Below are 5,416 nucleotides of genomic sequence, written 5' to 3'. Positions count from 1 at the left end.
GTACATGACGCGGGCGCTTGCCGAGGCGCAGGTTGCCGACCACCTCGTGGCGTGGACGAACGCCCGCGAGCCCGGGTGGGAACTTGCGGCAGACCACTTCACGGCACGCCGCCTGCCGATCATCTTTATGGGGCAACACGCCTGGGCGGCGGCTGATAAAAAGTACGGGTTTGCCGGCCTGCAACCCTTGGCAACGTTTACATGCCCCCGCAAGAAAGGTGTCCAGACAGACGGCGCGGGAGTCTACGAGACGGCAGGCGGCAAGGTCTTTCGGCTGGCACACCCGCAGTTTTACCGCCGCTTCTGGAAACATGAAAACCTTCTAACACAGCGACTAACAACCATAAAGGAGTTCACCACATGACGAAGGACGCGCCGGCAGCTGACATCTATGGCTACAACCCGATCACCCACCTGCAGCCGCGTGTGGGTTATCCTAATGATAATCTTACCTATAAGAGCCGCTGCCAGACCAGCACGACGGAGCGTTGGCGGGACTTGTTGCACGAGATCCTTGACGACGGTGAGAAGGTCGTCTCCCGCGGCTTCACCTGCCTTGAGTGCCTCGGGGTGAAGATCGTCGCAGACATGCAGGTGCCAGTCGTGCTGTCCCGAGAGCGGAAACTTGGCTACCACTTCATGTGCGCCGAGGCGGCATGGATCTTAAGTGGTGATAACAGGGTGGCGACGATTGCGCCGTTCTCAAAGCGGATCGCGTCATTTTCCGACGACGGGGCCACCTTCTTCGGCGCCTACGGGCCGCGTATCCTGCCACAACTTGCCTACGTGATAAAAACACTTGCCGAAGACCGGGGGTCACGGCAGGCCGTGCTGACCATCTGGCGTGAAAACCCGCCAAAATCTAAGGACATCCCGTGCTCGCTCAGCGTCCAGTGGCTTGTCCGTGACGATAAGTTGCACTGCATGCTCAGCATGCGCTCAAGCGACATTTGGCTCGGGGTGCCGTATGACCTCTTCAACTTCTCCATGCTCTCGCTCTACCTCCTGAAAAAACTTCCCCCTGGGTTATTGCTCGGGGACCTACACCTCTACGCAGGCAGCTCGCACCTCTACGAGGAAAACCTGGCGCAGGCAGAGAAGACGGCAAGGTCAAACGAGATTATCCTGGCGCCGTTTGACCTGGCAGTTGTACACGCCGCGTCGGCAGAAAAACTGGCCGGCACCCTGTGGAACCTGGCGCGCCAGAAGGAAAATGATAATGTTTGAACCACAGACAGAAGACAAATCCACCGAGGTGGAGGTACTTGAAAGGGGCGCACCGTTTTTGAAACTGCTGCTTGCCGCCCCACGGCCTATTGTTATCGCCTTCGACTATGAGACCACCGGCCTGCGACCCTTCCGGCAGGGCCAGATGATCATCTCATGTGGGGTCTGCGCCAGGATAGATAAGCAACTGCGTACGGTTGCGTTTTCAATGGAGGACAGGGAGACCACCAGCCTCTGGAAAAAAGTCCTGCAGGATCCGACGATCCGCAAGGTGGCGCACAACCTCAAGTTCGAGCACGTCTGGGGCATGGCATATCTTGGCGTAAGGACCGCCGGCTGGCTCTGGGATACGATGGTCGTCGCACGCATCCTCGACAACGGGTGTACCTCGGTCAGCCTTGAGAAGCAAGCGCAGTTACACCTCGGCGTCGTGCCCTACAAGGACGCCACCGACAAGCTGCTGCGGGCAGCTGCCGAGGAGGTCGAAAAGCACGGCGCCAACGCACTGAACCAGTTGACATTTTCAACTCTCGACGGCAAGGTGCTGGCGCGCAACGGCCTCGACGCACTTTACACCTACCGCCTGTATCAGCTGCAGCATACGGACTTTCAATTTACAGAGGCAAACCAGCTCTTTAACCGCGGCCTGCTGGCGCTTGCGGAGATTGAAAATGTCGGGGTGCGCGTCGACACCGGGTATTTTACGCAGGTGCTGGATACGCTTGCGCAGGAAAGCCTTGCGCTTGAGCGTCAGGTCTGGCGGATGCCCCTGATAAAGGAGTGGCGGCTGAAGTTTGGAAAGAAGACGAACATCGCCTCGGTGCGGCAGCAGGCCTATATCTTTTTCAACCTTCTTAAGTTCACGGCGCGAGAAAGAACCCCGACAGGCCTGCCTAAGGTCGACGATAAGGTATTACTTGAGCTTGATCACCCGCTGGCACGCTGCATCCTCAAGATCAGGAAGCTGTCAAAGGTCCAGGGCACCTACATCGAGCCGTACCTGCGCGAGGCGGTCGGTGGCGTCATCCATCCGTGCTACAACCTGCACGCGGTTTCGTCATATCGCAGCAGCTGCAGCAACCCGAATTTTCAGAACGTGCCGGCGCATGATCCAATATACGGGCCAATGATCAGACGCGGCATCTTGCCATGCAAGCCTGAACACCAGCTTGGCGAGGTCGACTACAGTGGCATCGAGGTGCGTATTGCCGCGTGTATCTGTAAAGATCCCACACTGATCACATACATCAACGACCCGACGAAGGACATGCACCGCGATATGGCCTGTCGCTGCTTCTTTCTTAAGGCAACGCAGGTGATAAAGCCGATCCGCTTTATCAGCAAGAACAGCTTTGTCTTTCCGGAGTTCTACGGGGCCTATTGGAAGTCCATCGCGCCGGCCATGTGGGAGGCGGCAAAAAATCAGCCGCTCACAGATAAGATTACGCTGCAGCAGCACTTGCAGGCGCATGGGATAACTGAACTGGGCACCCTCGTGGAGGACAAGAAGGGCTATTTTCATCCTGCCACGGAAGACTGCTTTTATGCGCACATCCAGCGGATAGAGATTTGGTTTTGGACAAAGAAGTTTCCGGTCTATGCGGCGTGGCGTAAAAACTGGTATGACAGCTACCTGACACATGGGTTCTTTAGGACGCCAACCGGCTTTCGCTGCCGGGGTGAGATGCGCCGCACCGAGGTGATAAACCTGCCGATCCAGGGATCCGCGTTCCACTGTCTTTTATGGAGCCTTTGTCAGATCCAGCAGTGGCTGACTGCAAATGAGATGGAGACAGTGATTATTGGTACCATCCACGATTCGATCATTTTTTCGTTTCATCCTGACGAGGTCCAGGTGGTCCTCAAGAAGGTGCAGAAAGTCATGTGCGAAGATGTACGGAATCACTGGCCGTGGCTGATTGTGCCTCTCGGGGTTGAAGCAGAGGTAGCGCCGCCGGGTAAAAGCTGGGCGGATATGGAACCTGTGAAGATATAGTTGTGCAGTGAACGGCAGCCAAAATGTATATTAAATATAAGGAGGAAAACATGAACAACAAATGGAAAGATGCAATGTTAAAGGTTAAAAGAATATGAAAGCTCCTCTTTCTTTTGAACATAAAGAAAAAATCAGCATGTCTCTAAAAGGGCGTTCTCCGTCTCTGGAACACAGACGAAAGATTAGTGAGGTGCTAAAAGGAAGGCCTTCGCCAAATAAAGGGAAACCGCGATCCCTGGAAGTACGACAAAAAGTTAGTCAAACTCTAATGGGACATCCCGTTTCTCCTGAAGCGCGGGCAAAAATGAGCGCCTCCCATAAAGGAAAACCAGGACACAAAGGATTTCATTTTAAGCATACAGAGGAAGCCAAAAAGAAAATCTCTCTTGCTGGAATTGGGCATCTCACTTCAGAAGAAACAAGACAAAAAATAAGTGCTGCTCAAAAAGGTAGGATACTCTCGTTTGACCAAAGAAAAAGATTAAGTCTTGCCCATATAGGAAAACAAAAAGGGAAAAACAATCCGGCTTGGCAAGGAGGGATTGCCAGTCTTCCTTACGCCTATGGATGGGGGCCAGAATTGAAACGAGAAGTTATGGAACGAGATGGAAGACGCTGTCGAAATCCAGGATGTCGAAAAACAGCGCGGCGATTGGCGGTTCATCATATTGATTACAACAAAATGAATTGCGATCCTTCTAATCTAATTACACTCTGTACAAGTTGTAATGCACGAGCAAACACTGATCGAAAATTATATGTAGAGTTCTATAAAATACTAAGGGAGGCGATATGTCGACGCAACCGTTGGAATACAATCAAGACATAGCAATAAATGTGGATGCACTTGATATCGAATGGGCTCGTCAAGCCGCGACATTCGGCGAGTACTGCATGGAGCAGGCCGGTACCCGCGCCAAACTGGACGCCATCAAAGAGCGCCTGGACGTGAAGGTGGCCGGGCTGGGGCTGAAGATCCGCTCCAACCCCGCCCAGTACGGCCTGGAGAAGATCACGGAGGCCGGGGTGCAGGCGGTGATCCTGCTGGACGCCGAGTGCGCCAAGCTGCGAGAGGAGATCGCGGTGGCCCAGTACGAGCTCGAGGTGATGTCCGCCGCCGTTCGTGCACTGGACCAGAAGAAGTCGGCGTTGGAAAACCTGGTGAGATTACAGGGACAGAATTATTTTGCTGGACCCTCGGTTCCCAGGGAAATCGGCAAGGAATGGGTGGCCGATGTGGAGCGCAGGTCCGCACGGGACAAGGTGAAGGCGGCGACGGGAGTGGAACCGGCTCGGAAGATCAAACGTTAATTTAGCAGAACAGATCGGCCCGAGACGCGACGGGCGGGACGTGCTCCGAGTCCAGCGAGTAACATCGGGGTGGGTGCTATACCCAATAGTAAATGCGATCACTTATCGGTCTATCAGGGTGATCAAGGTAGGACGATAAAACCGCAACCCTTGAAACCGGGCGTATAGGAAATAGGATACCGCCTAAAACGCCATCTGTTCTGTGATTTGAAAGGAGAGACAAAATGATAATGGACGCCTCGCCACTCCAACTCACTGTCGGCACGATAGGGCTGTTCCTGTTGTTGCTGATCTGGGTTTATCTGGCGGCCCGACTTGGGGCACACGGCGTTGCTCGTAGCTGGTGGGAGTTTTTCAGCAACAAGAAAAAGGAGGGTAAGAGACATGATCGGAAAAGGGAAGACTGAAAGCATGCGTGACAAGATCCGGCACCGGGCCGAGTCCCGCCGGAACCTGGGAGGTCTGGACACCCTGCAACTGCCGGAAGGCGTCGAGCTCTACAAGCCTGAGAAGGGGCCGGTCGAGTTCGACATCCTGCCGTATCGGATCAGCGTGGACACCCACCCCGAGGTGAAGAAGGGCGAACTGTGGTACGAGCGGACCTACTTGGCCCACCGTAACGTCGGCCCGGAAGAGAAGTTTTTGATCTGCCCGCGCACGGTCGGCAAGCGGTGCCCGATCTGCGAGGAGCACCAGAAACTCAAGAAGGACCCGAACGCCGAGGAGGAGGTCGTGGACGCCCTTCGCGCCAAGGAGCGGGAGCTGTTCAACGTCGTGATGAAGGATGGGAATGGCGAAGTAATGGTGCTCGACATCAGCACCTACCTGTTCGGGCGCAAGCTCGAGGAGGAGATCCGCGAGGGTGACGAGGCCAACGCGGCC

Annotated in this window: 7 protein-coding genes; all 7 read left to right on the top strand. The window is 54.9% G+C overall.

Annotation, left to right across the window (positions count from 1 at the left end; genetic code table 11):
- Nucleotides 1-364 (top strand): hypothetical protein (locus WC359_14570; protein ID MFA5401671.1); only part of this gene is annotated, 364 nt, incomplete at its 5' end.
- Nucleotides 361-1,227, top strand: a complete 867-nt coding sequence (locus WC359_14565; GenBank protein MFA5401670.1) for a thymidylate synthase — start codon at nucleotides 361-363, stop codon at nucleotides 1,225-1,227. The genes WC359_14570 and WC359_14565, both read left to right, overlap by 4 nt.
- On the top strand, nucleotides 1,220-3,223 hold the full coding sequence (locus WC359_14560; protein ID MFA5401669.1) for a DNA polymerase: 2,004 nt from the start codon (nucleotides 1,220-1,222) through the stop codon (nucleotides 3,221-3,223). The genes WC359_14565 and WC359_14560 overlap by 8 nt, the downstream gene beginning before the upstream one ends.
- A gap of 94 nt (nucleotides 3,224-3,317) precedes the next feature.
- A complete protein-coding gene (locus tag WC359_14555) occupies nucleotides 3,318-4,052 on the top strand; it encodes an NUMOD3 domain-containing DNA-binding protein (GenBank protein ID MFA5401668.1) in 735 nt (244 codons plus the stop codon).
- The gene (locus WC359_14550; protein ID MFA5401667.1) at nucleotides 4,016-4,534 is read left to right on the top strand and encodes a hypothetical protein; all 519 of its coding nucleotides are present in this window, start codon (nucleotides 4,016-4,018) and stop codon (nucleotides 4,532-4,534) included. The genes WC359_14555 and WC359_14550 overlap by 37 nt, the downstream gene beginning before the upstream one ends.
- A 224-nt stretch (nucleotides 4,535-4,758) precedes the next feature.
- The gene (locus WC359_14545; protein MFA5401666.1) at nucleotides 4,759-4,941 is read left to right on the top strand and encodes a hypothetical protein; all 183 of its coding nucleotides are present in this window, start codon (nucleotides 4,759-4,761) and stop codon (nucleotides 4,939-4,941) included.
- Nucleotides 4,919-5,416 (top strand): hypothetical protein (locus tag WC359_14540; GenBank protein ID MFA5401665.1); only part of this gene is annotated, 498 nt, incomplete at its 3' end. The genes WC359_14545 and WC359_14540, both read left to right, overlap by 23 nt.

The organism is Dehalococcoidia bacterium (assembly GCA_041653995.1).
Classification (GTDB): domain Bacteria; phylum Chloroflexota; class Dehalococcoidia; order GIF9; family UBA5629; genus CAIMUM01.
This window is presented reverse-complemented; position numbering and strand designations above follow the sequence as displayed.

Coding starts and splice junctions, on each gene's coding strand:
- WC359_14550 (MFA5401667.1), top strand. CDS start 4,016: ATGTCGACGCAACCGTTGGAATACAATCAAGACATAGCAATAAATGTG.
- WC359_14555 (MFA5401668.1), top strand. CDS start 3,318: ATGAAAGCTCCTCTTTCTTTTGAACATAAAGAAAAAATCAGCATGTCT.
- WC359_14560 (MFA5401669.1), top strand. CDS start 1,220: ATGTTTGAACCACAGACAGAAGACAAATCCACCGAGGTGGAGGTACTT.
- WC359_14545 (MFA5401666.1), top strand. CDS start 4,759: ATGATAATGGACGCCTCGCCACTCCAACTCACTGTCGGCACGATAGGG.
- WC359_14565 (MFA5401670.1), top strand. CDS start 361: ATGACGAAGGACGCGCCGGCAGCTGACATCTATGGCTACAACCCGATC.